Here is a 23,440-nt window from a genome sequence, read left to right as displayed (position 1 = left end):
ATGAGCTGTTTTTTCATATATAATAAAATATATAAAGAGGAGGTTTCTATGAAAAAATATATAATGGCAATTGATCAGGGTACGACAAGTACACGTGCAATTCTTTTTGACCATGACAGCAATATGGTAGGAATTGCACAAAAAGAAATAGAAAACTATTATCCTCATCCAGGATGGGTTGAACAAAATGCAAATGATGTATGGGCAAGTACGGTTGGTGTCATGTTTGAAGTGCTGGCAAAAACAGGTGTCAAGGAGGAAGAACTTGCGGCTATTGGGATAACAAATCAAAGGGAAACCACGGTTGTATGGGATAAAAAAAGTGGACAGCCTATTTATTTCGCAATCGTTTGGCAGTCTAGGCAAAGCAATTCCTATTGTGAAAAATTTAAACAGGAAGGAAAAGAAGAGTGGATTAAGGAAAAATGCGGTCTTTTACTTGATCCATATTTTTCCGCAAGTAAAATTCGCTGGATCTTAGACCATGTGGAAGGGGCACAGGAAAAAGCAGAACGAGGAGAATTATTGTTTGGTACGATGGATAGCTGGCTGTTATGGAAACTAACACAGGGAGAATGTCATATGAGTGATGTTTCCAATGTTTCAAGAACCATGTTAATGAATTTAGATACATTGCAATATGATGAAGAATTACTAAAACTTTGGAATATACCAAAATGTATGCTTCCTGAAATCGTAGATTCATCTAAAATATTTGGTCATGTAAAGGGGTTATTTGCACAGCCAATTCCAATTGCTTCAATGATTGGAGATCAGCAGGCTGCTTTATTTGGACAAACATGTTTTGAAGCAGGAAGTGTAAAAAATACATATGGAACAGGTTGTTTTTTGCTGATGAATACCAAAAATAAAAGAATTCACTCAAAACATGGTTTATTGACATGTGCAGGGTGGAGCATACAGGGAGAGTGCACGTATGTTTTAGAAGGCAGTGTTTTTATAGCTGGAGCAGTGATTCAGTGGCTAAGAGATAATTTACAAATCATTTCTGATAGCAGCGAAAGTGAAAAGATGGCAGTACATTGTGAAGATAATGGCGGTGTTGTCTTTGTTCCTTCTTTTACAGGGTTAGGTGCTCCTTATTGGAAACCAGATGTAAAAGGTGCTGTTTTTGGACTTACCAGAGGAACAAGCAAAGAACAAATTGTTCGTGCTGCATTAGAATCTTTGGCTTATCAGACAAATGATGTATTATGTGCTATGCAGGAAGATAGTAATATGCAGATAGAAAAACTGCAGGTAGATGGAGGTGCCTCTGCGAATTCTTTCTTGTTGCAGTTTCAAAGTGATATTACAAAGACACAGGTTATTCGACCAGTCATTTTTGAAACAACAGCACTTGGTGCTGCTTATTTAGCAGGACTTGCCTGTGGGTTTTGGAAAAATCAGGAAGAAATACGAAAGTATTTTCAAGTATCCGCTTGTTTTACACCAAAGATGGATACACAAACAAGAGAAACAAACTTAACAAAATGGAAAAAAGCAATTCATGCAGTATTACAGTTTTAAATGAATAAGATAAAGAAAAGAGAACATATTAATAAAGAAAGGATGATATATGATTATGAAATTCTTCTTTATAATGGTCTGTTCTTTTCTTCTTTGCGGATGCAGTTCAAAAATGGAAGGCAGTGCACAAGTTACGCAAGATAATGGAGAAATCACAACTGCAAAAGTTATATTAAAAGACAATAAAATTCAGGAAGTGTCGATAGATGAAACTGTAGCCGATGTTGATAAAACAAAGAAGCAGCTGCAAAATAGCTATGGAATGAAACAGGCTAGCAGCATTGGAAAAGAATGGTATGAGCAAGTCTTGTTTTTTGAAGATTATGTAAAAACGCATGGAATCGAAAATATTAAAACAGATGAAAAAGGAAAAAGTGTTAATGAAGATTTAAAAACAGGCTGTACAATTCGTGTAGATACTTTTATAGAAGCAATCAAACAAGCAGAAATGGATGCAAAGAATAAGAAATAGAAGGCAATGATTCATAATAATCGTTGTCTTTTTTAAATAGTATTTGCAATGCATACCTTCCCCAGTTATAATAGAATGGCTAAATATTATAAGAGGAGGAAAGTGTATGAATAAAGCGGATAAAATATTTATCCTATTGGTAGTTTTTATAGCTTTTGGTTTGTATCTTCCTTCTTTATGGAAACAAATGCTTACACAAAACAGTGAAAAAGAAGTCGTCGTAAATTATAAAGATAAGGAAGTGCTGCGTAAACCGTTAAATGAAGATGCAACCTATGAAGTAGAAGGAACTTTGGGGGTTGTACATGTAGAAGTAAAAGATGGAGAAGTTCGTGTTGAAAAAGAAACATCTCCTAATCATTTATGTTCTATTCAAGGCTGGGTAGATGATGTGAATCGTCCAATCGTATGTCTTCCCAATGATATTGTAGTACAGATTTTCTCTTCTGAAGAAGGGGATGTGGATGTGGTGATTCAATGATGAATAAGACAAAGAAAATGACGACAATTACGATGCTGGTGGCATTAAGTGTTTTGTTTCATATGGTTGAATCAATGATACCATTGCCTCTTCCTGTACCAGGTTTTCGTTTAGGTTTAGCAAATATTGTAGGGTTGATTGCCTTATATTTGTTTAATTTTAAAATTATGATAGGTGTAAATTTAACAAGAGTGATTTTTGCATCTTTATTGAAAGGAACTTTGTTTGGAACAGGATTTTGGCTTTCTTTAAGTGGCGTGATATTAAGTTCAATTGCATGTTTGCTTGCTAAAAAGTTTACCCCTATGAGTATCTATGGGGTTAGTGTTGCAGGAAGTGTTTTTCATGCGATTGGACAGGTCATAATGGTAACATTTATATATCAGCAGTTTTTTATGCAGGCAATCTTACCACTTTTGATCTTATTAGGGATTCCAAGTGGATTGTTTATTGCTTTTTTAGCAGATTCTGTTGTAGAGCGATTACAGCATAGACTATGATAGGGAAAGGATGAAAGATATGGAAACATTTATTTATAAACCGCAAGGGGTATGTTCAAGAGAAATGCGTTTTGAAATGGATGGAGATATTATTCGACATGTTACAATTGTTGGAGGATGTCCAGGAAATCTTTTAGGAATTTCACGTATTCTTGAAAACAAAACAATTGATGAAGTGATTGATGCATTTTGCGGGGTTCGCTGCGGAGGGAAAGCTACTTCCTGCCCAGATCAGATTTCAAAGGCATTGCAGCAGTATAAGAAACAAGGATAGCAGGTGATGATATGCAAAGAATTGCGAAATTTTATAAAGTGAGTTATGAACAGTTTGAAAAAGACTGGTTAGATACTTTTCCAAATACTTCAAAAGATGAAGTGGTGAAAATCTATGAAAGTATTCAGCTTCCAAGAAGAGCTACCAGTGGTTCTGCAGGATATGATTTCTTTTTGCCTATAGATATTGTTTTACAGCCAAAAGAAATTATAAAGATACCTACAGGAATACGTGTAGAAATAGCAGAAGGCTGGGTCTTGCAGCTGTTTCCAAGAAGTTCATTAGGGTTTAAATATCGTTTACAGTTAAACAACACAGTTGGAATTATTGACAGTGATTATTTCTATTCTGATAATGAAGGACATATGTTTTCAAAATTAACAAATGATACAACAGAACAAAAGGTTGTTGAATTGAAAGCACAAGCTGGATTTATGCAGGGTATTTTTCTTCCTTTTGGTATTTGTGAAGATGATGATGTAAAAGAAATAAGAAATGGCGGATTTGGAAGTACAAATAAATGATATAAAAAGCAGATGAAAGAAATCGTAAAAGATTAAAATCATCTGCTTTTTAGTATTATAATATATACAGTACTTGACATTGCACAGTAGTGAGGGGTAGAATATATCTGCAAAGAGGTGATGCCATGAATGCTCAATTTAAAAAGGGAGTATTAGAACTTATTGTTTTATTGTCTTTAAACAATAAAGATAAGTATGGATATGAACTTGTATCAGAGGTAGGAAAGATTGTTGATGTTAATGAGGGGACATTATATCCTTTGCTTCGCAGACTTACCAATGAACATTATTTTGAAACATATCTGGTAGAATCAAAAGAAGGACCTTCTAGAAAATATTATCGAATGACAGCTATTGGAAAAGAACGTATGAAAGCTTTATTGGAAGATTGGCATACATTTTATGAAAGAGTGAATCGGTTTATAGAGGAGAGTGATACAGATGAAAAAAGATGAATTTCTAAGCCTGCTAGAAAAACGTTTGCATATTCTAAATGAAAAGGAGCGACAGGACATTCTGGATGAATATCGTACGCATATTGAAATGAAGATGCAGGAAGGAAAAGATGAAGAAGAAGCAATACAGGATTTTGGAGATTTCAATGAATTGGTTGATGAAATTTTGGATGCTTATAAAATCAATGTTGAAGAAATGAAACAAACAAGTGAGCAAGAGGATAGAAGTTTGAATTTTGTATTAGAAAATTGTAAAAGGATAGTTTGTTCCTTGTTTTCTATGGATTTAGGAAAGATTTTAAGTTTCTTGTTTGAGATTTTTGTTGTTCTTGTTTTGCTTCTATTATTAAGGATTCCCTTTAACCTAATATCTATTCTAGGATCGGGTTTGTTAAATGGTGTTTTAGGATATGATATAGGTAAGTTATTAATAAAACCATGGGAAGTACTGGTTAATGTGATTTATATCTTAGTTTTTGTTTCTACGCTAATGAAAGCATTAAAAAAGCGTATTGAAAAATACCAGGGGGAAAGCATAAAAGAACTTAAGTTTTCTAATTTTAATCTTCATGTACTAAATGAAGGGAATTGGAAGGAGCTTTTATCGGTAAAAAGAAGTTTTTTCCTATGTATGATAATACTGCTAAGCTTTGCTTTTTATTCCTTATCATTTATAGTAAATTGGTCGGCTATTTATAATACTTCTATTTTGCTTTTTTTGATGATTTTCTCTGGCACTAGTCTTATATTTATGCTGTTTATCTATATATCTTATAAATGTTTATGGAAAAGAAAGGTGTAAATTGAAAGTTGTTTTATCGATTTATGGAAAAAGAATGTATTTTTGAAATTATTTTCATAAATAAAAGCATTTTCTTACAGAAAAATATTGAAAATTATTTTTATGTGTGATAAAGTATGTACAAGATTTAAAGAAATCTTATATACTTTTTATAAAAGAAAAACTTTTGTCAAGTTCATCCTCCTTGATGCACATACTTTCCTAATTCCATTTCTTTTATAAAAAGGAAGAACGAAAAACTGCTTATGGCGGTTTTTTTATGTTTTCTCTGTCAATCGTGGTAAATCCTTCTTATGTAATAAGACGTCAAACCTCTGATTTTGCGGTATCTATGGATGCATAAGCATACCAGTTCATCGTGAAACTGAAGTTGGAATGTGTCATGATGTATTGTAAATATTTCGGTTTCATGTTCCTGCTTGCCAATCTTGTACAGAACGTAGGCGTAGTATGTACGATGTGATAGATATATGGCAGGGGATTGTCTGCGTGGTGTTTGTTATAGTTCTTTACCATGCAGGAGAATAAATTGTTGTGTATCTATCTCTATCGGTTTTCTTTTTAGACGTTTATTTATGATAATTTCTTTGACAGCGAGGAAGAATGTCTGGAAGATGAGTTAGAACAGCTACGCAAGTATATAACAGACTATATCAATGGAAAGAGTATACATGTGTATGATTTTTATCCACTTAAAAAATTTATCCAGCATTTGAAGTTTCAAAAATTGTTAGAACGAATATCCCCTTTTCCTTTTTCTGTGCTAACAGGAGGAAGAAATGGCGTATAATTGTCAAACCCATTGACAATTCGACAAAGACTCCATCTGTTTCATATACAATTTGATTGCTATAAGAATAAAAATCACATAAAAAAATAAGAAAATTTCTTGACTTAGAGTAAACTCTAAGTTGTATAGTGTTTTCAGCGGGAGGTGATTGAAAATTGACAATCAAAGAAGTTGCAGAAAAATATCATATTAGTCAAGATACTTTGCGATATTATGAACGAATTAAAATGATACCTGAAGTTACCAGAACATCTGGTGGAATACGTGACTATCAAGAAGAAGATTTAAAGTGGGTAGAATTGGCAATTTGTATGAGAAGTGCAGGATTACCTATTGAAGCTATGATTGAATATGTAAGACTGTTTCAACAGGGAGATAAGACAATTCCAGCAAGATTAGAACTTTTAAATAGTCAAATGGAGATATTAAAAGAACAAAAAAACAACATCGAAAAAACTATGGATAAATTATCATTTAAAATTTTTCGTTATGAGGAAGCGTTAAGGACAGGAAAATTGATATGGAAAAAAGAAAAAAAAGAATGAAAAAACTTGATCTGGTCCCTGTCAAGTGGACACACTAAATAAGTAAAATTTATTACCCAATTGGCATCATGCTGATTGGGTTTTGTTTTTGAGTGACTCCTTATATTTTGCGATTCTTGGATTAAATGCGATTGGATAATGTTTTGGTTTTTCATTATTGATAGCTTCTATTCTTACTTCCATTGGTGCTTTTGAATCAAATCTCGTTTGATAACGTTGATGATTATAGAAATCGATGTATTTGCTAATTGCTTCCACCAAGCTCTCTTTATTATGGATATCATATATCTTATACATTTCTGTTTTAATGATTCCCCATAGACCTTCTGTTGGACCATTATCCAGACAACACGCTACTCTTGACATGGACTGCGTCATTCCTTGTTCCTTCAGCTTGTGCTGGAATACCGGGCTTGTATATTGAAAACCCCGATCTGAATGAAATAGCGGGTGAGCATCTGGATTTAGCTTGATTGCTTGATTGAAGGTGTCTAACACAAGTGCATTATCATTTCGATTACTAATAGACCATGCGATAATAGAACGATCATACAGATCGAAAAATGCACTAAGATATAGTTTTTCTTGCGAATGTGGGACTTTGAACTCCGTTACATCGGTTGTCCATTTTTCATTTGGTCCAGATGCTTCAAATTCTCGGTGGAGTATATTCTCAGCTTTTTGATTCAGCTTGTTTGAAACCGTACAACAGGTTCTTTTTCCTCTGATTGCAGAATGAATCCCAAGAATCCTCATTATTCTACGAACACGTTTCGTATTATAGTGCTTATTATATTTACGATTGATGAAGATACGCATTCTGCGATAACCTAAAATCCCACCATATTTCTGATGATATTCCATGATGATTTCTGCTAGTTTCATATCTTCCTGTTCATTGGCTGTAATAGAGCGATTCAGCCATTTATAATAGGCTGAACGTTTAACACCTAATCGTTTGCACATCCAGCTGATACTATATTTCTTTGCTTCATGAAGTTCTCTGATAGCTAAGTATTTCGCTTCGTTTTTCGTTTTGGAGAATACCGCCTCCTTTCGATTTCCTGTACTTTTTTTAAGAGCTCATTCTCCATTTCCATTTCCTTAAGCTGATGCTCAAGAAGTTTTACCTTACGTTGCAGTTTCTCTGTTTCGCTTAGCTGTTCTTCAGTCTTGTGCTGTCCGCGACGATCGATAAGACCTTCCTCTCCAGCTGATAGATATTTTCTAACCCATTGATATATCTGCGTGTATGAAATATCAAATAGTTCAGCTGTCTCCTTATAATTCTTGTTGTGTTCCAAACAGTAATTTACGATTTTAATACGTTCTTCTTTTGCTGTTTTTCTGCTGCGATCTTTCATATAAACCTCCGGCTTAGGATCATAATCCTTAAGTTCTTCAAGGTTATTATACTTCTTAATCCAGCTTCTGACAGTACTGTATGAAGGAATTTCATATTTGATGGCAATATCTACGAGAGAACCTTCTCCTGCAAAATATGCTTGAACTACCTGTTGTTTGAACTCTTTAGTATATTTTGCATTATGTGTTTTATGGTTGAAACATCTAGGTCCCAATGACTGATACATCTTTATCCATGTACTTATTGTCTTCTTATCGATATTAAAATCATTGACAAGCTCTCTTACACTTTTCTCTCTGTTTAAATATTGTTCACAAATATATACTTTTTCTTTTGTTGATAACTTTGGCTTTCTTCCCATAGAAAAATCCCACCTCCATAGATACACGTTTGTTTATTTCGTGTGTCTACTTTAGTGGGATCATATCAACTCGTGGTGTTTTATTCAAGGGCAGACGAGAATTACTTCAATGGTGTAATGAAGTATATAAAGATTGGAAATACCGAAAAAGTTGCAAAAGTAATTGCTAAGTTTACAGGTGCTGATTTATTTAAATTAGAACAAAAGAACCCCTATAACAGTGATTATAATATTTGCGTTAAAGAAGCAAAGAAAGATTTACAAGCAAATGCAAGACCTCCACTTATTTCTTTACCAAAAAATTTTGAGAACTATGATGAAATATATTTAGGCTATCCAAATTATTGGGGAACTATGCCTATGGCAGTATATACATTTTTAGAAGCGTTTGATTTTAAGGGTAAGGTAATACACCCTTTTTGTACACATGAAGGAAGCGGTCTTTCTTCAACAGAAAAAGAAATATCACAATTTGCCAAAGGTTCAAAAGTATCATCAGGACTTGCAATATTGGGAGGTTCGGTAGATGAAGCAACAGATATAATTGAAAGGTGGGTAAAAAATGAATTATGAAAAAGGATACGTATATAGTTTAATGGAACAAGGCGGTCCGACTGATGTATGTGAAGGTTATTTTAAAGAAGCTGCTGATGAAATGCTTCGTGCAAGAACGCTTTGTGCTAAAGCAAATGCAGTATTGCCAGATGATCCGTCATATATTCAATATTTGGAGGAACTGTTTGGAAAAAGTCTTAAAGATGTTAGAATTTTAACACCATTTATTTGTGATTTTGGTAATCGTGTGAAGTTTGGAAAAAACGTTTTTATTAATCATTCTGCTATTTTATCGTCATCTGGTGGCATTGAATTTGAAGATGGAGTTATGATTGCACCAGGTGTTCGGATTGCAACAATTAATCATGACATGAACGAACGACATACCATTTATACATATGGAAAGGTTACCATTAAAGAAAATGCATGGATTGGTATGAATGTAACGATTTGTCCTGGGGTAACTATTGGCAAATATGCTGTTGTAGGAGCAGGAGCAGTAGTAACAAAAGATATTCCAGACTATGCAGTAGTAGGAGGAGTTCCTGCGAAAATAATTCGTTATCAAGACCCAGATAAACAAAAAGAATAAAAAGGAGAACAGAGTTATGAATTATATTACTTTAAATAATGGCATTAAGATGCCTATGATTGGATTAGGTACATATTTACTTTCGCCAGATGATGCTGAAAATGCTGTCACATATGCATTGAAAAATGGATATGAATTAATAGATACTGCTAATGCATATGTTAATGAAAAAGCTGTTGGAAGAGGAATGAAAAAATCGGGACTTTCTCGTGATAAGATATTTCTTGAAACTAAATTATGGCCATCCTTCTATGAAGATGAAGATGCAATAGAAGAAACATTAAAGAGGTTAGATACAGAATATATAGACCTGATGATTTTACATCAGCCCTCTGCAAATTATCTGGCTGGTTATAGACAATTAGAAAAAGCATATACGGAGGGAAAACTCAAAGCGATAGGAATTTCCAATTTTAATATCCAAGAAATTCAGGAAATATTAGATAATTGCTCAGTTGTCCCTGCATTAATTCAAGTAGAAGCACACCCCTATTATCCACAGACAGAGCTGAAAAAACTACTTTCAAAAAACAACATTGTTATGCAAGCATGGTATCCATTAGGTGGTCGTGATAACAAATCAATTTTGAAAGAAAGAGTTATTGAGGAGTTAGCAGATAAATATAAAAAAAGTCCAGCACAAATTGTGCTGAAATGGCATACGCAGATGAATGTTATTGTGATTCCAGGCTCTAAGTCAGAGCCGCACATTAAAGAAAATATTGATATTTTTGATTTCACTTTGACGAAAGAGGATATGATGAAAATTGCAAGTATTGATAAAAATCAGCCTTTTTATGGCAGAGATGAAGAAGCGCTAAAACGTTTTGCAACGTGGCGTCCCAATGTCGAAGGTCAAAAATAAAATAATATTAAATTGGATTTATTAAATAAAATGAATATGTATTCTTGATAGTGTACTTATAAAAAACTTTTATATGAGTAGAATATTAATCATAAATCCCTTATTTATTCGTAAATTGAGAAACATGGAGGAGAAATGACTGGTAGATATAGAAATACAATATCCTTTGTATTTAATGAAAATACTTGTTATTCAAGCATGGATGATTCACTAGCTACAGAGCCATTTTTGCTCGTTTCAAAACCTCATAGAAAACGAGTACATGGATTTCCTTTAGATTCCTTGTCTAAAGATATTGCAAGTGGAAAATATTACTATGATATTGCCGCAAAGGATGTAAGTACATCTGCTCTAGAAGATGGTTTTAAAATGTTTTTTATACGTCTTTTTGAAAATATATAAATATTCTATTATTTATGATGTTTAACTTTTAATAGTTAAAATGTCTGAAATGTATGGTGGACGATAGTATAAAACTTTGTTATAATTGGTTCGCTTATGTAAAATGGTAACACCATTTTTAGAAAGGATACAATCGTTATGAGAGTTAAACATATAGCAGTAGGAATTTTGTTAATAGTTGCGGATCAGCTAAGTAAAATAGGAATCAGCAATACATTTGCGTTAGGGGACAGTAAGGAAATTATACCAGGCTTTTTTAATTTGACGTATGTACATAATACAGGTGCTGCCTGGAGCATGATGGAAGGAAAAATGATTTTTTTCTATATTGTAACCTTGCTTGCTTTAGGGATTATGTTTTATTTTTATTTTACAATGGATAAAAAAGATAAGATTACACAATATGCACTTGTGTTCATGATTGCAGGAACGATAGGTAATTTTATTGATCGCTTATGTTTTCAATATGTACGTGATTTTCTCGATTTTATAATTTTAGGATATGATTTTCCAGTATTTAATATTGCCGATATGGCGCTATGTATTGGAGTATTTTTATTGTTTGTGTCCATTTTTTTAGAAAGTTATGGAGGGTTTCATAGATGCGAAAAATAGATTTAACGGTATTAGAAGAAGATGCATTATGTCGTTTGGATAAGTATGTAAGTGATAAAGAAAAAGACCTGTCAAGAAGTCGTGTTCAGTCATTATTGCAGGATGGAGTGCTTCTTGTGAATGACAAAGTTTCAAAAGCAAATTACAAAGTAAAAACAGGGGATCATATCTATGCCTGCTTTGATGATGAAGTAGAATTAGAAGCAAAGCCTGAAAAAATGGATTTAGATATTCGTTATGAAGATAGTGATGTCATTGTCATAAATAAACCTCGCAATATGGTTGTACATCCAGCTGCTGGAAATCAAACTGGAACACTGGTGAATGGTTTGTTGTACCATTGTAAAGATTTATCTGGTATTAATGGTGTTCTTCGTCCGGGAATCGTTCATCGTATTGATAAAGATACAACAGGATTATTAATTGTTGCGAAAAATGATAAAGCACATGTTAGTTTAAGTGAACAGCTGCAAAGCAAAACGGTAAATCGTTTATATTATGCTTTGGTACATGGAGTAATTGAACATGAGTTTGGTACAATTGATGCGCCGATTGGACGAGATGTAAAAGATCGTCAGAAAATGGCTGTTACAGAAGTAAATTCAAAAGACGCACGTACGCATTTTAAAGTTATTGAACGTTTTAAAAATTATACACTTGTAGAGTGTCGTTTGGAGACAGGAAGAACGCATCAGATTCGTGTACATATGCAATACATCGGACATCCCGTTGTTGGTGATGAGAAATATTCTTATCGTAAAACAATGGATTGTGGAGGACAGCTTTTACATGCTCATCAGTTAACATTTGTTCATCCTTCCACAAATGAAAAAATTACGGTAGAAGCGCCGCTTCCAAAACAATTTGAAGATATTTTAGAAGAATTAAGAAAGGAACAGAAATAAGAATGGAATATTCTAAAGCATTCATTTCTGCTTATCAGATTGTAGAATATCTTGTTTGTGAACATAATTATCAAATCATGCGAGTCGCAAAAGAAAAGCATGAAATATGGCTGGCAAATCCAAAGCACAAACAGCATCCGGTGATTCATGTCATCTATGAGAAAGATGATGATGCTTCTTGGGATAGTTATGTACATCCGGTTTTTATGATGCTTTACTCACTGATTCAAAAGCAGGGAGAACCATTAGAATTATCGACAATAGATAATCATATGGATCATGCAGCTCCTTTGAAGCAGGTATTTGTACATAAAGATGGTGTTAGTGATGTATCTATTTTAAAATTATTTCCAAAATTGAATCGCGTACTGCATGATGTTGAAGATTTACAAAATGAATTTGTTCATATTAGCGGACATATTGAAAGTGTACAGTTGAAAAATCAAAAGAAACTGCTGAAGTCTACGCTGAAAAAAATATATCCGTATTTAACTCTTTTTCTTGTGTTTGTATGCAGTAGCTTTACAATCATTTCTTTTTTATTGGGGATATATTTGAACAGTTCTTTAGCTGGATGGATTTTAAGCGGATGTTACTATAAAATGAATGTTGTGGCAAATCATGAATATTTTCGATTGTTTACTTCTATGTTTGTTCAAGGGGATTTGCTGCTTTTCCCTGTTTCTATATATGCTTTATATAGTGTTGGTAAAATTTGTGAACCAATATTTAAAAAATATCAATTCTTTCTAATTTTCATAATATCTGGTTTAGTTGGAAATGTATTTATGCTGGTAGGAGAAGCGAATGCAGTTGGGTTTGGTGCCGGAGCTGCTATTTTTGGATTGACAGGTTCTTATTTTGCATGGGTTCTGGAAGGAAAAAGATATGAAGCACCATTCATACAAAAAATACTTTTACGCTTTTTGGCACTAGATCTTCTTGTATGCCTTCTTCCAGGTCTATCTGTCTTTTCTCATATTGGCGGAGGTGTCACTGGTTTTTTATTAGGCATCCTATTTTCTAGAAAAAAAGAATGGCATTATATTCGGCTGCAAACTTGTTTTGCGCTACTTATATTTACTAGCGGATTAGTATATACAACTTATCAGACAAAGCGTGTAGAACCTTTAGAAAAAAATGTTGATAAGCAAGTGATAGAAACTTTCAAGGAATATGGATATATGGATTATGCAGAAACATTAAAAAAGGCATACAATAAGCAGTATAAATTGCAGTAAATAAGAAAATAGAAGAATACAGAATATTATAGGTTTAAGAAAATTTATAAGCCATTTGAATGGCTGCAATATATATCAAGATATTTATACTTTTGGATATTTAGAAGATATGGTATACTAAAAGCAATGAGAGGTCGATAGCATGAAGAGGAAAAATGTACTTACTTGGGATGAATATTTTATGGGATTGGCACATTTAAGTGCTATGCGCAGCAAAGATCCAAGCACACAGGTAGGAGCGGTTATTGTTAGTAATGAGCATCGCGTGGTAAGTATTGGGTATAATGGCTTTCCAAATGGATGCAGTGATGATGTGTTTCCATGGGATCGTGAAGGAGAGTTTGGCAATACGAAATATCCATATGTTGTTCATGCAGAATTAAATGCTATATTAAATAGTAAAAATGATTTGCGAGGATGCAGTTTATATGTTTCTTTATTTCCATGTAACGAATGTGCAAAAGCAATCATACAAAGTGGCATCAGCCGTATCGTTTATGAATCTGATAAGTATGCAAATACCGATGCGACAATTGCAAGTAAAAAGATGCTGCGTGCAGCAGGGGTAATATTGCAGCAGCTTCCTTATAAAGTGAATCTGTGTGTAGAAAAAGAAGAAAATATACAATAAAACCAGCGAGAGCTGGTTTATTTTTCAATATATGCAGAAGATTTCTTAGGCATAAATAAGCCAAGTAAAAAAGGCAAAAGAAACCATAGAAGCAATACAGCAAGGATCATAATTCCTAATGAAACAAAAAAAGGAAAAGGAAGATAATCAGGAAGAAACAAAATCATAAGTACAGCAAGGATACAAAAAGCAACTTGATAAGCAACCTGCAGTCTTCGATAAGTTCTTTTTAAAGAATATATTTTGCCTTCTATTTCTATTGTTGGTTTTCCACTTTGTAATATTATTATTCCAGGTAATTTTCTTTTCATAAGCATTCTCCTTACATGATTTTTGCCTTGTTTGTGTTCGCAAAATGAAGTTTTGCGATATTGTACAGTTCTTCTTTTCCATATTTTTCTACAAAATTCTGAATACTGATGTCTACGTTTTTTCCAGCACCTTTAGGAAAAGAAAAGTTATAGCGCTGCTGCATGGCATCAAAGGACAATAGAAATGCATAACGCGCAATTAAAGATGCACAGGCAACGCTAAGATATTTATTTTCTGCCTTTGTTTCAAAGTGCAGATTTTTGATTACTTCTTTTTCATTTTTTAAATAACGATAATAAGAATTTTCTGCCACAAACTGATCGACAACACAAAGGGAAGGAAGCATTCCTATTTTTTTCTGTAAGTGCACATAAGCCTGATTGTGCAGTTTTGATTTTATCGCAACCATATTATGCGAAGAGTGAATTTGATTGTATTTTGCATTGTTTAAAATTAACAGACTGTGAGGGATTTCACTCATTACCTGATTTCCTATTTTTCGTATATAGGCATCATCCATTGCCTTGGAATCTTGTATCCCCAGGCTTTTTAACCAGGAAACTTGTTCTTGTTTTACATAAGCTGCGCATACTACTACTGGACCAAAATAATCTCCTGTACCAACTTCATCACTTCCACATTGCGGAAATTGTTCTTTTATAGAAGCTGCAGGAGTAGATTTTTTTTCAGATGGCAGTGAATCTATATAAAAATCAGCACCTTCTCCCTGAAAAACAACTTTTCCAGAAGCATAAGCAGTAATCACACAATCGGATGTTTTATACTGATACAATGCATAGGGAGGAGTTTTTCGTTTTGTACAGTCTTTTAGTCGATGTTCTAATTCTTCAATTTGTGCAGGATTCATAGTTTTCGTATAGGTTGACATAGGTAACCTCCTTGGTGTGCTATTTATTTTACCATAAACTAGAGGGGTTGGATAATAAAATGTTGTATTTGTTAACTCGTTAAGTATTTTACATTCACTTTTAAAATATGATAAAATAAAAAATTGAAAGGATACAGGTGATCGTGTGGAAGTAAATGCAGTATTTGTTGTTAATTTTATTGCGGTTATCGTAATAGCCGTTTGTATATATACTGGCTGGAAAAATGGTTTTTTATGGAAACTATTAAGTCTATTAGGATTCTTTGTCACAGGCGTTCTTGCATGGAACTTATCTGTTCCTTTTGCACAGTCGATTCCACTTTATCAGCAGGAAATGTTGACATCAGCTTCACTTTTGATGGATGCAATGCTGTATACAACGATAAATCGTTTAGCCTGGTTTGTTATTTTATTTATTATAGGAAATTTCCTGATTTTATTATTAAAACCAATCGCAAAACTAGTACAGAAAATTCCGATAGTATCATGGTTAAATAAAGTGGGAGGAGCACTTTTAGGTATTGTCCAGTCATGCTTTTTGATGCTGGTGGCGTTCTTGTTTACACAGCTTTTGTTTTGGAATGACTGGTCACAGATCGGAAGACAATCGATTCTTCGCTACAGCATTCCAATTAGTGATCAGCTAATGTTTTATTTAGAAGAACCAATGAAAGAGCTTCAGAAATTTGAAGAGGCGTTACAATCAATGGATATAAATACAGAAATATATGGTGTACAAAACAGGGAGGAAGAACATGAAAGATAGATTTGAATCATTAGAATTGCAGAATGTAAAGGAACAGATCGCCCAGCATTGCTGCTTTTCCCTGGGAAAAAAGAAAATACGACAACTTTCCCCACGTTTTGAAGAATTGTGGGTCAAGCGTGAACTGCAAAGAACAAAGGAAGCCTATGATTTATTGATACGTTATGGGGCTCCTTCTTTTCAAGGTCTTCATGATACACAGGAAAGTATTGAAGCAAGTAAGAAAGATGCTACATTAAGCGCTATGGAATTACGTCGTATCGCGGATGGAATACGTTCTTGTGAGCACATTACATCTTATTTTAAGGGGTGTGATTTAGAAACTCCATCTTTAAAAGAACTTGTTGATTCTTTTAGCGATCAAAGAAAAACAGCAAGTGAAATTGAACGCTGTATTTCTGTTAATTATGAGGTGATGGACAGCGCTAGTGCAGAATTAAAATCTGTACGTAAATCTATTCGTATATGTGAGGGAGATATCAACAAGGAAGTACAGCGTTTTATCGCAAGAAATGCATCAAAATTAATGGATACGATTACGACACAAAGAAATGGAAGAACTTGTGTGCTTGTAAAAATCGCAGAGAAAAATAGTGTTGATGGATTTATTCATGGGGAAAGTGCGTCAGGACAAACTGCGTATATTGAACCTGGAAGTCTTCTTGTCTTAAACAATCGCTTGCAAAGTCTTGTATCAAAAGAGCAGGAAGAAATCGCTAAGATTTTATTTGGATTAAGTCAAGGTGTAAAAACGGTCGCATATGAATTGTTAGGTAATTTAGATACGATGGCACTTTTGGATAGTATTTTTGCGAAAGGTGCCTGGGCAAAGAAAATGGATGGATGTGTTGCTACTCTAGATACAAAAGATGAACATTTGTATTTAAAAGATGCCCGTCATCCTTTGATTGAACCAGAAAAGGTAGTTGCCAATACGTATGAAATTGCTTCTCCTCATCATAGTCTATTGATTACAGGAAGTAATACCGGAGGGAAAACGGTTACGTTAAAAACTATCGGTTTGTTTGTCGCAATGACAATGTGTGGAATGCCGGTAAGTGCGCAGGAAGCAATCGTACCTTTATTTACCAATATATTTGTAGATATAGGAGATGAACAATCTATTCAGGAATCGTTATCTACTTTTTCTTCTCACATTTCAAAAATGGCCCAAATTTGTGCACATGCTGGAAAGCATTCTTTGGTTTTACTGGATGAGTTGGGAAGTGGGACCGATCCAAAAGAAGGAGAGCCTTTGGCGGTTGCGATTTTGGATGAATTAAGAAGAAACAAGGCTATGGTTATAGCGACAACCCATTATTCTGCTTTAAAGACATATGCTTCTCAGCATGAGGATATTTTACTATCCAGTGTAGAATTTGATGTGGATGCGATGAAACCGACTTATCGTTATATTGAAGGTATGAGCGGGCAGTCTTATGCTTTTGAAATCGCGAAACGTTATGGACTAAAAGAATCCATCATTGCACATGCCAAAAATATGAAAGAGGAACAAAAAAATGATACGGACATTGCTTTAGAAAAAGTAGAACGCTTGGCAATGGAACATCATGATGCAAAACTAAAACTGGAAGAAAAACTACAAGATGTAAAACAGCTGCAGGAAAAACTTGAAAAAGAAAAAGAACACCTTCAGAAAGAAAAAGATAAGATCTTACAGGAAGTAAAAGATGAAGCACAAAAACAGCTTGAGGAAACAAAAGAAGAAGCATATGAAGTGCTGGAACAGTTAAAACAGTTACAAAGTGACGCAAAACCGCATGAAATCAGTGCCTTAAAATCTCGTTTGTCTAATATTGAAGTGGAAGAAAATGAGGCAGAAGAAGAAAAAGAAGAAAGTTTTGCGGTAGGGGATTATGTTCAGTTAAAGAAATTGAATTATTATGGAGAAATTTTATCGATTCAAAAAGATAAAGTATGTGTATTGGCAAATCATATGAAGATGAATACAACTACAAAAGAAATTACACATGCAACACGTCAAGTACAGAAAAAGAAAAAAAGTGGTGTTTCCAAAAGTCGTATTACTTCCTTTTCCATGGAATGCAATGTCATTGGTATGCGTGTTGCCGAAGCGATTCCTGTCATTGATAAATATTTGGATAATGCGATTCTTGCGAAAGTATATCAGGTTCGTATCATTCATGGAATGGGGACAGGCAAGCTAAGAAAAGGTGTCCATGATTATTTAAAACGAAACCAGAATGTAGAAAGCTATATGATGGGAGGACAAGGCGAAGGGGGACTTGGTGCTACCGTTGTGAAATTGAAACAAAAGAAATAGAGGATTTTATATGGCAAATATGGCAAAAATTGAAGATAAGCTGGCAATTTTGCCAGCACTTCCTGGCTGTTATTTGATGAAAAACAAAGAGGGAGATATTATCTATGTAGGAAAAGCGAAAAAGTTAAAAAATCGTGTGCGTCAGTATTTTGTAGGCGCGCATGATTTTAAGACGACTCGTCTTGTTTCTAATATTGACGATTTTGAATATATTGTATGCGGCAGTGAAAAAGAAGCACTTCTGCTGGAAATTAATTTGATAAAAAAACATACTCCTCCTTATAACATCATGTTTATGGATGATAAAAGCTATCCATATTTAAAACTTTCTAAGGAAAAAGCTCCTATTCTTCGTGTTGTACGTAACACGAAAGATAAAAAAGCAGAGTACTTTGGACCTTTTCCAGACAGTTCTGCTGCATGGGAAACAATGAAGCTTTTAAATCAGCTTTACCCATTAAGAAAATGCAAACGTCTTCCTAAAAAAGAATGTCTGTATTATCACATGGGACAATGTCTTGCCCCATGTGTAAAGGATATTGATGAAAGTGTATATACGCAGATGGCTTTAGGAATACGAAAATTTTTAAATGGAGATGTGAAAGAAATTGTTTCAAATTTATATGCTGAAATGCAGAAAGCAAGTGAAGAAATGCAGTTTGAAAAAGCAAAAGAAAAACTGGATTTGATTCATTCTATTGAACATGTAACAGCCAAACAGCAAATTGATTTTAAAGATCGTAAAGATCGTGATGTATTTGGGTATTATGTAGATAAAGGATATATTTCAATTCAGGGATTTTTTCTTCGTGGAGGAAAGATGCTGGAAAGAACCTTGTCCATTACCCCTTTGTATGAAGATGCAATGGATGCCTTTGTTTCTTTTATCTTGCAGTATTATGAAGCAAATCCACTTCCTAGTGAAATACTAATTCCAAAAGAATATGATATAACACATTTACAGGAGATTTTAAATGCGAAGATCATACAGCCATTACGTGGGGATAAACTAAAGCTGGTTGAAATGGTTTTGGTAAATGCGAAAAATGCTCACCAGCAGAAATTTGAATTAGTAGAGCGTAAAGATCATCGAAAAGAAGAGGCGATGAAGCAGTTATCAGCATTGTTGAAGAAAGAAATTCATCGTATTGAATTATTTGATAACTCGCATATTTCAGGGGCATTTAATGTCAGTGGTATGGTTGTATTTGTAGATGGAGAACCAAGTAAAAAAGATTATCGAACCTATCGTTTGAAAGAATATGTATCGGATTTGGATTCCATGAAGGAAGTTGTGTATCGAAGATATTTTCGTTTATTAAAGGAAAGAGGAAGATTTCCTGATTTACTGATTGTGGATGGGGGTTATTTACAAATAGAAGCCGCAAAAGAAATTTTAGATGCCTTAGATGTAGATATCACTTTATGTGGCTTGGTAAAAGATGATAATCACCATACTGCCAATTTAATGGATCGAAATGGAAATATCCTTCCTGTAGAAAGAGAAAGTTCTTTATTCTTTTTATTAACACAAATGCAGGATGAAGTGCATCGCTTTGCGATTTCTTTTCATCGAAAACTTCGTGGGAAGGCTATGACAAAGTCGATTTTAGATGAAGTTGAAGGTATTGGAGAAGTTCGTAAAAAAGAAATATGGAAACAATTTAAATCATTAAAACGATTAAAAGAAGCTAGTGTAGAGGAAATTGCAGAAGTAATTCCTTTAAAAGTGGCAGAAGATTTATATCAGATTTTACACGCTGAACAAAATTAATACAGAGCAAAACGAAACTTGTCGCATAAGATAACGTAGATGTGAAAGACAAGGGGGAATTGCTTACGCAGAAAATCTTGACACCAAGAGAGAAGCAGGTATTTTCTCTTCTCATTGAAAATTACAGTACAAAAGAAATTGCAGAAAAGATGCACATTTCTGATAAAACCGTTCGCAATCATATTTCCAATGTAATGTTGAAGCTAGGCGTTAAAGGAAGAGCACAGGCGGTTGTAGAACTGTTACGAAATGAAGAGCTGCATCTGCAGTAGGGTATCGAAAGATATCCTTTTTTTAATTTCTTTAAAATTTTTAGGGTTTTTTCCTGTTTCACTCGTATCTCTTTATAGAGAGGAGTGAACTATATGCAGAAAGTCACTTATTGTTTACGTGTGAATCATACACAATATCGATATCTGGAAAATGAAATTAAAAAAACGCATCATATGCATGCTTACTTTCAAAAGAAAATACAAAAGCAGCCAGAAATTAATGATTCTTTGTTGTATAAAGAAATGCTTTCTTATCAAAAAAAGTATATGAAAATGATGCATGAACAAGAAGTATATGCTATGTGGAAACAGCTGAAAAAACAAAAAATGAAAGAACAGCAGGATACAAAAGCAATTTATATTTGCAGGGATGTATTACAAAATTTTCGATGGCGAGGAATTTCCTTATATCCGCTTTTGCATGTCAAATACCATTGGCAAAGAGTCCCCTTGCTTTTTCATTATGAAGTTGTTACCAGTTTGTTATTTATCAGAAAGCATACAATTTATCTTGTTGTTGGTTTTCAAGATAAGACAGAAATATAAAAACATGGTATAATGAAAAATGAGGTGTTGCTTATGAAGCTAAAACGTACATTATTTCTAGTGTCGTTGCTTGTTTTATTTGTTATTTGTTTTTTTAAAATGAATGAGCATTATGACGAACTGGCAAGATATCCATACGAGCTGAATGAAGAAGAACGTTCTTTAGTTTTAAAACATATGGATACAGAAGAAATCGATTTTTTGGTTTCACAGAAAATTGAACCTTCCCAGTTTTTACCATATATTGATATTGAAGGATTTCAGGTAGAAAATACGTTATGGTATGATAAGGCTTATCATGCTAGAAAGGAAGATAAAAGCTATATTGTTTCTTTCATAAATAAATATCGCTCGAATTTGCAATATACAACTTTAGATTCTTTATTAAAAACATATTCGTATAATGTGCTGACACGATATTTTGATGAGGGAGATGGTTATCAAAGTGAAAGCATTCTTGTACCAGATCCTTCTATGAAATTAGAAGTATTAAAAAATAAAGAAACATTTTATACATATGAACCTGATAATCTTGTGAATGTGAGCGGTGTTCCTGTTAAAAACAAGAATATTAAAATAAAAAAAGAGGTTTTACAGCCATTGCAGAAGATGGCAAAGGATGCGAAAGAAATTAATAATAAGACCTTTGGGGATATGGAGGTCACAGCAGGGTATATTTCCTATGAAAACCAGGTCTCCTTATATGAGGAAGCTGTAAAAAAATATAAAGATGAGGCACTTTCTTATACTGATTATCCAGGGAGAAATGAAGCACAGCTTGGGTATACGATAGAACTTCTTCCAAAAGAAAATAGTAAAAATAAAAATAAGGAAGAAACAAAAAAGGAAGAACAGGAGCAGGCTATCTGGTTAAAAGATAACGCTTATAAATATGGATTTGTTATTCGCTATCCTAAACAGAAAGAAGATGTAACACATAAAGCCTATCAGCCTTATATTCTTCGCTATGTTGGAGAAGAGTGTGCAAAATATATGCATGATAAAGGAATCGTTATGGAAGAACTCAGTGAGAAAGATATAGAAGAATTCTCTTAAAGAAAGAACAGCTAGTATGTTCTTTTTTTATACAGGTATACATACCATGGGGTAGAGGTGAATACATGAAACAACTTAAGAAAAAAATTGCCTTGTTGTTTGGGGGACTGGCACTTGTCAGTTATCTTTCATTTACTTATTTTCCTTTTAAAACGCAGGATACACCTGTTTTATCTTTGCAGGAAGAAGAATCTTATATGCAGGTATATTTGCTGGATAAAGAAAATACATTGGTCCCTGTAAGCATTTCTGTAAATCCGGATACAAGTATTGAAGATAAATTACAGCTTCTGATAGCGTATATGAGTGGAAAACAGAAAATTGATAACTTTAAGCCCTTATTTAAAAAAGAATGTATTTTAAAAACAGTTTCATTACAAGATCATACAGCTGTATTGTATTTTAATGAATCTTTTAAAAATTATGATAAAAAACAGGAATTACGCTTATTAGAGTCTTTGGCTTGGGGAGTTACACAGTTTTCAGATATCACAGATGTAAAGCTGATGCTGGATAATCAGGAGTTAAAAGAAATGCCGTTAGATCATACACCAATTCCTGCAACTTTAAATAGACAAATAGGTATCAATCATTTTGAAACAAAGGCTTCTACTCTGCATGATTCTCATACAATAACTGTCTTTGCGACAAGAAAGATCGATGGAGTGGTTTATATGGTACCGCAAAGTAGAAGAGTGCCTTATGATGTAAATACGATGGAAGAAGAAATCGAGCAAATCGTAAGTGATGTACAGGTATCTGCCAATTTAAGTCAGCCTCTATATGATGATAATATTACTTTGCATTCGAGTCATTTTGAAAATGGAGTGCTTAGTGTTGATGTGAAGGGAAATCTTTTAGGAAGTGATCGTGAAATAAAACAAGATGCATATAATTGTCTGATACTTTCTTTATCTATGCTGGAGGGAGTTGAAGAACTGCAGGTAAAAGTAGATGGAGTTATCCTCTCTCCTTTTGAAAACAAAAATAGTATTTCTGTAAATGATCTTGTTTATAATGAAGTGCGTTTTTAAATAATTTCGTAAATTTTTCTAGGTATGTACTCTAGAAATATGGTATACTAACACTAGGTGATGAAAATGAAGCTAGTTGTCGTTAGCGACAGTCATGGAAAAGCAGATATCCTGGAAGAAATTGTTTTAAAGCATCCAGATGCTGCTGCATATCTTCATTGCGGGGATATAGATGCACCACAGGAATACTATCCGGAATATACAATTGTAAGAGGGAATAACGATCTTTTTTACGACTATCCGGATTATCGCATTCTAGAGGTTGGAAAACATCGTATTTATATGGCGCATTCACATAGCTTTTCTTATCTTCATCGATTGGAACAAATGGCAAAAACAGCACGTGAAAATCGTTGTGACATCTTCTGTTATGGGCATACGCATGTCGCAAAGGATGAAACGATAGATGGTGTTCGTTTGATTAATCCAGGTTCTTTATGGAGAAGCAGAGATGGAAGAGCTCCATCCTATGCAATCCTTACTCTTAATGAAGAAAACGTTGATGTAGAGTTCATTTTTCTCCCACAGAAAAAAAGTAAGTTTTTCTGATGATAGCAGATAACCGTACAGGCTACGGTTT

28 protein-coding genes and 3 pseudogenes are annotated in these 23,440 nt (G+C 33.8%); 26 read left to right on the top strand and 5 right to left on the bottom strand.

Annotated elements, in window-relative coordinates; translation table 11 throughout:
* The first annotated feature begins 48 nt into the window (after positions 1–48).
* From glpK to A9CBEGH2_RS05415, 8 genes are all read left to right on the top strand, one after another.
* The gene (gene glpK, locus A9CBEGH2_RS05450; protein ID WP_118277445.1) at positions 49–1,530 is read left to right on the top strand and encodes a glycerol kinase GlpK; all 1,482 of its coding nucleotides are present in this window, start codon (positions 49–51) and stop codon (positions 1,528–1,530) included.
* Between the two features lie 49 nt (positions 1,531–1,579).
* A complete protein-coding gene (locus A9CBEGH2_RS05445) occupies positions 1,580–2,002 on the top strand; it encodes an FMN-binding protein (RefSeq protein ID WP_232057319.1) in 423 nt (140 codons plus the stop codon).
* 106 nt (positions 2,003–2,108) lie between these two features.
* Positions 2,109–2,483 carry a NusG domain II-containing protein gene (locus tag A9CBEGH2_RS05440; protein ID WP_115715238.1) on the top strand — a complete coding sequence of 125 codons (375 nt, stop codon included), beginning with the start codon at positions 2,109–2,111 and terminating at the stop codon, positions 2,481–2,483.
* Complete coding sequence (locus tag A9CBEGH2_RS05435) at positions 2,483–2,983, top strand: Gx transporter family protein (RefSeq protein WP_118277451.1); 501 nt, start codon at positions 2,483–2,485, stop codon at positions 2,981–2,983. The genes A9CBEGH2_RS05440 and A9CBEGH2_RS05435 overlap by 1 nt, the downstream gene beginning before the upstream one ends.
* A gap of 19 nt (positions 2,984–3,002) precedes the next feature.
* Positions 3,003–3,257, top strand: coding sequence for a TIGR03905 family TSCPD domain-containing protein (locus A9CBEGH2_RS05430; protein ID WP_118277446.1), 255 nt, complete (start codon positions 3,003–3,005; stop codon positions 3,255–3,257).
* 11 nt (positions 3,258–3,268) lie between these two features.
* Positions 3,269–3,781, top strand: coding sequence for a dCTP deaminase/dUTPase family protein (locus tag A9CBEGH2_RS05425; protein WP_115715236.1), 513 nt, complete (start codon positions 3,269–3,271; stop codon positions 3,779–3,781).
* A 125-nt stretch (positions 3,782–3,906) separates the two neighbouring features.
* On the top strand, positions 3,907–4,236 hold the full coding sequence (locus tag A9CBEGH2_RS05420; protein WP_118277447.1) for a PadR family transcriptional regulator: 330 nt from the start codon (positions 3,907–3,909) through the stop codon (positions 4,234–4,236).
* Positions 4,223–5,038 carry a DUF1700 domain-containing protein gene (locus tag A9CBEGH2_RS05415; RefSeq protein WP_118277448.1) on the top strand — a complete coding sequence of 272 codons (816 nt, stop codon included), beginning with the start codon at positions 4,223–4,225 and terminating at the stop codon, positions 5,036–5,038. The genes A9CBEGH2_RS05420 and A9CBEGH2_RS05415 overlap by 14 nt, the downstream gene beginning before the upstream one ends.
* 306 nt (positions 5,039–5,344) lie before the next feature.
* Here the strand turns inward: A9CBEGH2_RS05415 and A9CBEGH2_RS05410 are convergent.
* A pseudogene (locus A9CBEGH2_RS05410) lies at positions 5,345–5,575 on the bottom strand (site-specific integrase); the annotation flags it as partial.
* 37 nt (positions 5,576–5,612) lie between these two features.
* On the opposite strand from A9CBEGH2_RS05410, the pseudogene A9CBEGH2_RS05405 reads away from it, so the two are divergent.
* Positions 5,613–5,777 (top strand): annotated as a pseudogene (locus A9CBEGH2_RS05405) (helix-turn-helix domain-containing protein); the annotation flags it as partial.
* A gap of 206 nt (positions 5,778–5,983) precedes the next feature.
* Entirely contained in the window at positions 5,984–6,373 is a 390-nt protein-coding gene (locus A9CBEGH2_RS05400; protein ID WP_115715233.1) for a MerR family transcriptional regulator, read from the top strand.
* A gap of 66 nt (positions 6,374–6,439) precedes the next feature.
* Here A9CBEGH2_RS05400 and A9CBEGH2_RS05395 read toward each other — a convergent pair.
* Positions 6,440–7,390 (bottom strand): annotated as a pseudogene (locus A9CBEGH2_RS05395) (IS3 family transposase); the annotation flags it as partial.
* On the bottom strand, positions 7,384–7,965 hold the full coding sequence (locus tag A9CBEGH2_RS05390) for a helix-turn-helix domain-containing protein (RefSeq protein WP_321191738.1): 582 nt from the start codon (positions 7,963–7,965) through the stop codon (positions 7,384–7,386). The pseudogene A9CBEGH2_RS05395 and the gene A9CBEGH2_RS05390, both read right to left, overlap by 7 nt.
* Before the next feature lie 189 nt (positions 7,966–8,154).
* On the opposite strand from A9CBEGH2_RS05390, the gene A9CBEGH2_RS05385 reads away from it, so the two are divergent.
* From A9CBEGH2_RS05385 to A9CBEGH2_RS05350, 8 genes are all read left to right on the top strand, one after another.
* Entirely contained in the window at positions 8,155–8,673 is a 519-nt protein-coding gene (locus A9CBEGH2_RS05385) for a flavodoxin (protein ID WP_232057318.1), read from the top strand.
* Positions 8,663–9,247, top strand: a complete 585-nt coding sequence (locus A9CBEGH2_RS05380; protein ID WP_118277729.1) for a sugar O-acetyltransferase — start codon at positions 8,663–8,665, stop codon at positions 9,245–9,247. The genes A9CBEGH2_RS05385 and A9CBEGH2_RS05380 overlap by 11 nt, the downstream gene beginning before the upstream one ends.
* Positions 9,248–9,263: 16 nt before the next feature.
* Positions 9,264–10,112 carry an aldo/keto reductase gene (locus tag A9CBEGH2_RS05375; RefSeq protein WP_118277728.1) on the top strand — a complete coding sequence of 283 codons (849 nt, stop codon included), beginning with the start codon at positions 9,264–9,266 and terminating at the stop codon, positions 10,110–10,112.
* 135 nt (positions 10,113–10,247) lie between these two features.
* The gene (locus A9CBEGH2_RS05370; RefSeq protein ID WP_118277727.1) at positions 10,248–10,514 is read left to right on the top strand and encodes a hypothetical protein; all 267 of its coding nucleotides are present in this window, start codon (positions 10,248–10,250) and stop codon (positions 10,512–10,514) included.
* Between the two features lie 138 nt (positions 10,515–10,652).
* Complete coding sequence (lspA, locus tag A9CBEGH2_RS05365; protein WP_118277726.1) at positions 10,653–11,129, top strand: signal peptidase II; 477 nt, start codon at positions 10,653–10,655, stop codon at positions 11,127–11,129.
* Positions 11,117–12,034 (top strand): RluA family pseudouridine synthase, encoded by a 918-nt coding sequence (locus tag A9CBEGH2_RS05360; protein ID WP_115715229.1) that lies wholly within the window; start codon positions 11,117–11,119, stop codon positions 12,032–12,034. Before lspA ends, A9CBEGH2_RS05360 begins: the two co-directional genes overlap by 13 nt.
* A gap of 2 nt (positions 12,035–12,036) precedes the next feature.
* Positions 12,037–13,275 (top strand): rhomboid family intramembrane serine protease, encoded by a 1,239-nt coding sequence (locus tag A9CBEGH2_RS05355; RefSeq protein WP_118277725.1) that lies wholly within the window; start codon positions 12,037–12,039, stop codon positions 13,273–13,275.
* 142 nt (positions 13,276–13,417) lie between these two features.
* Positions 13,418–13,906, top strand: a complete 489-nt coding sequence (locus tag A9CBEGH2_RS05350) for a deoxycytidylate deaminase (protein WP_115715227.1) — start codon at positions 13,418–13,420, stop codon at positions 13,904–13,906.
* Between the two features lie 17 nt (positions 13,907–13,923).
* On the opposite strand, the gene A9CBEGH2_RS05345 is transcribed toward A9CBEGH2_RS05350, so the two are convergent.
* Together A9CBEGH2_RS05345 and rnhC are read right to left on the bottom strand one after the other, a co-directional pair.
* Positions 13,924–14,217, bottom strand: coding sequence for a hypothetical protein (locus A9CBEGH2_RS05345; protein ID WP_118277724.1), 294 nt, complete (start codon positions 14,215–14,217; stop codon positions 13,924–13,926).
* A gap of 11 nt (positions 14,218–14,228) precedes the next feature.
* Complete coding sequence (gene rnhC, locus A9CBEGH2_RS05340) at positions 14,229–15,107, bottom strand: ribonuclease HIII (RefSeq protein ID WP_118277723.1); 879 nt, start codon at positions 15,105–15,107, stop codon at positions 14,229–14,231.
* A gap of 145 nt (positions 15,108–15,252) precedes the next feature.
* On the opposite strand from rnhC, the gene A9CBEGH2_RS05335 reads away from it, so the two are divergent.
* The 8 genes from A9CBEGH2_RS05335 to A9CBEGH2_RS05300 all read left to right on the top strand — a co-directional run bounded on the left by A9CBEGH2_RS05335 (position 15,253) and on the right by A9CBEGH2_RS05300 (position 23,409).
* The gene (locus A9CBEGH2_RS05335) at positions 15,253–15,873 is read left to right on the top strand and encodes a CvpA family protein (RefSeq protein ID WP_118277722.1); all 621 of its coding nucleotides are present in this window, start codon (positions 15,253–15,255) and stop codon (positions 15,871–15,873) included.
* Positions 15,863–18,178, top strand: a complete 2,316-nt coding sequence (locus tag A9CBEGH2_RS05330) for an endonuclease MutS2 (protein WP_118277721.1) — start codon at positions 15,863–15,865, stop codon at positions 18,176–18,178. Before A9CBEGH2_RS05335 ends, A9CBEGH2_RS05330 begins: the two co-directional genes overlap by 11 nt.
* Before the next feature lie 10 nt (positions 18,179–18,188).
* Entirely contained in the window at positions 18,189–19,952 is a 1,764-nt protein-coding gene (uvrC, locus tag A9CBEGH2_RS05325; protein ID WP_115715222.1) for an excinuclease ABC subunit UvrC, read from the top strand.
* Positions 19,953–19,993: 41 nt separating this feature from the next.
* Positions 19,994–20,224 (top strand): helix-turn-helix domain-containing protein, encoded by a 231-nt coding sequence (locus A9CBEGH2_RS05320; RefSeq protein WP_147360182.1) that lies wholly within the window; start codon positions 19,994–19,996, stop codon positions 20,222–20,224.
* A gap of 93 nt (positions 20,225–20,317) precedes the next feature.
* The gene (locus tag A9CBEGH2_RS05315; protein WP_115715221.1) at positions 20,318–20,770 is read left to right on the top strand and encodes a hypothetical protein; all 453 of its coding nucleotides are present in this window, start codon (positions 20,318–20,320) and stop codon (positions 20,768–20,770) included.
* 33 nt (positions 20,771–20,803) lie between these two features.
* Positions 20,804–21,826, top strand: coding sequence for a M15 family metallopeptidase (locus A9CBEGH2_RS05310; RefSeq protein WP_163104391.1), 1,023 nt, complete (start codon positions 20,804–20,806; stop codon positions 21,824–21,826).
* Between the two features lie 65 nt (positions 21,827–21,891).
* Positions 21,892–22,860, top strand: a complete 969-nt coding sequence (locus A9CBEGH2_RS05305) for a GerMN domain-containing protein (RefSeq protein WP_118362084.1) — start codon at positions 21,892–21,894, stop codon at positions 22,858–22,860.
* Between the two features lie 66 nt (positions 22,861–22,926).
* Entirely contained in the window at positions 22,927–23,409 is a 483-nt protein-coding gene (locus tag A9CBEGH2_RS05300) for a metallophosphoesterase family protein (RefSeq protein ID WP_115715218.1), read from the top strand.
* The last annotated feature ends 31 nt before the right edge of the window (positions 23,410–23,440 follow it).

The sequence above is a fragment of the Amedibacterium intestinale genome, assembly GCF_010537335.1.
Taxonomy (GTDB): domain Bacteria; phylum Bacillota_I; class Bacilli_A; order Erysipelotrichales; family Erysipelotrichaceae; genus Amedibacterium; species Amedibacterium intestinale.
The sequence above is the reverse complement of the archived record's forward strand: the minus strand, read 5'-3'. Positions and strand labels throughout refer to the sequence as shown.

Coding starts and splice junctions, on each gene's coding strand:
- glpK (WP_118277445.1), top strand. CDS start 49: ATGAAAAAATATATAATGGCAATTGATCAGGGTACGACAAGTACACGT.
- A9CBEGH2_RS05445 (WP_232057319.1), top strand. CDS start 1,580: ATGATTATGAAATTCTTCTTTATAATGGTCTGTTCTTTTCTTCTTTGC.
- A9CBEGH2_RS05440 (WP_115715238.1), top strand. CDS start 2,109: ATGAATAAAGCGGATAAAATATTTATCCTATTGGTAGTTTTTATAGCT.
- A9CBEGH2_RS05435 (WP_118277451.1), top strand. CDS start 2,483: ATGAATAAGACAAAGAAAATGACGACAATTACGATGCTGGTGGCATTA.
- A9CBEGH2_RS05430 (WP_118277446.1), top strand. CDS start 3,003: ATGGAAACATTTATTTATAAACCGCAAGGGGTATGTTCAAGAGAAATG.
- A9CBEGH2_RS05425 (WP_115715236.1), top strand. CDS start 3,269: ATGCAAAGAATTGCGAAATTTTATAAAGTGAGTTATGAACAGTTTGAA.
- A9CBEGH2_RS05420 (WP_118277447.1), top strand. CDS start 3,907: ATGAATGCTCAATTTAAAAAGGGAGTATTAGAACTTATTGTTTTATTG.
- A9CBEGH2_RS05415 (WP_118277448.1), top strand. CDS start 4,223: ATGAAAAAAGATGAATTTCTAAGCCTGCTAGAAAAACGTTTGCATATT.
- A9CBEGH2_RS05390 (WP_321191738.1), bottom strand. CDS start 7,965: ATGTATCAGTCATTGGGACCTAGATGTTTCAACCATAAAACACATAAT.
- A9CBEGH2_RS05380 (WP_118277729.1), top strand. CDS start 8,663: ATGAATTATGAAAAAGGATACGTATATAGTTTAATGGAACAAGGCGGT.
- A9CBEGH2_RS05375 (WP_118277728.1), top strand. CDS start 9,264: ATGAATTATATTACTTTAAATAATGGCATTAAGATGCCTATGATTGGA.
- A9CBEGH2_RS05370 (WP_118277727.1), top strand. CDS start 10,248: ATGACTGGTAGATATAGAAATACAATATCCTTTGTATTTAATGAAAAT.
- lspA (WP_118277726.1), top strand. CDS start 10,653: ATGAGAGTTAAACATATAGCAGTAGGAATTTTGTTAATAGTTGCGGAT.
- A9CBEGH2_RS05360 (WP_115715229.1), top strand. CDS start 11,117: ATGCGAAAAATAGATTTAACGGTATTAGAAGAAGATGCATTATGTCGT.
- A9CBEGH2_RS05355 (WP_118277725.1), top strand. CDS start 12,037: ATGGAATATTCTAAAGCATTCATTTCTGCTTATCAGATTGTAGAATAT.
- A9CBEGH2_RS05350 (WP_115715227.1), top strand. CDS start 13,418: ATGAAGAGGAAAAATGTACTTACTTGGGATGAATATTTTATGGGATTG.
- A9CBEGH2_RS05345 (WP_118277724.1), bottom strand. CDS start 14,217: ATGAAAAGAAAATTACCTGGAATAATAATATTACAAAGTGGAAAACCA.
- rnhC (WP_118277723.1), bottom strand. CDS start 15,107: ATGTCAACCTATACGAAAACTATGAATCCTGCACAAATTGAAGAATTA.
- A9CBEGH2_RS05330 (WP_118277721.1), top strand. CDS start 15,863: ATGAAAGATAGATTTGAATCATTAGAATTGCAGAATGTAAAGGAACAG.
- uvrC (WP_115715222.1), top strand. CDS start 18,189: ATGGCAAATATGGCAAAAATTGAAGATAAGCTGGCAATTTTGCCAGCA.
- A9CBEGH2_RS05315 (WP_115715221.1), top strand. CDS start 20,318: ATGCAGAAAGTCACTTATTGTTTACGTGTGAATCATACACAATATCGA.
- A9CBEGH2_RS05310 (WP_163104391.1), top strand. CDS start 20,804: ATGAAGCTAAAACGTACATTATTTCTAGTGTCGTTGCTTGTTTTATTT.
- A9CBEGH2_RS05305 (WP_118362084.1), top strand. CDS start 21,892: ATGAAACAACTTAAGAAAAAAATTGCCTTGTTGTTTGGGGGACTGGCA.
- A9CBEGH2_RS05300 (WP_115715218.1), top strand. CDS start 22,927: ATGAAGCTAGTTGTCGTTAGCGACAGTCATGGAAAAGCAGATATCCTG.